The sequence below is a fragment of the Mycobacterium sp. 852002-51971_SCH5477799-a genome, assembly GCF_001667145.1.
GTDB lineage: Bacteria > Actinomycetota > Actinomycetes > Mycobacteriales > Mycobacteriaceae > Mycobacterium.
The window spans coordinates 1-580 of record NZ_LZIF01000025.1 but is presented as its reverse complement, the minus strand read 5'-3'; the positions used below and the strand labels follow the sequence as shown (position 1 = coordinate 580).

Sequence of the window (580 nt, the reverse complement as noted above, 5' to 3'; positions counted from 1 at the left end):
CGACCGCGCTGGCGGTGCTGCTGGCCAAGCTCAGCGCCAGCGCGGATGTGGCGGTGGGGTTCCCGATCGCCGGGCGGCGCGATCCCGCCCTCGATGAGCTGGTCGGGTTTTTCGTCAACACCTTGGTGTTACGGGTCGATCTGGGCGCCAATCCCACCATGGCCCAACTGTTGGCCCAGGTCCGCACCCGCAGCCTGGCCGCCTACGAACACCAAGACGTCCCCTTCGAAGTCCTCGTCGAACACCTCAACCCCACCCGCAACCTGTCCCACCACCCCCTGATCCAAGTCATGCTGGCCTGGCAAAACCTCGCCGGACACGACAGCGGTGAGACGGCCGGGTCGAGTTTAGGGGACCTGCAAGCCACCCCGCTGCCGGTCCATACCCACACTGCCCGGATGGATTTGGTGGTGTCGTTGGCCGCACGCTGGACCGAGAACGGCCAGCCCGCCGGGATCTCGGGCGCAGTCGAATTCCGCACCGATGTGTTTGATGCGGCCACCATCGAGGTTTTGATCGCCCGGTTGCAGCGGGTGCTGGCGGCGTTGACCGCTGACCCCGCCCAGCACCTGTCGGCGAT

General features: G+C 66.7%; 1 protein-coding gene. It reads left to right on the top strand.

The features are described from left to right. On the top strand, positions 1-580 hold a 580-nt coding region (locus A5753_RS02255; protein ID WP_156655885.1), incomplete at both ends, for a condensation domain-containing protein.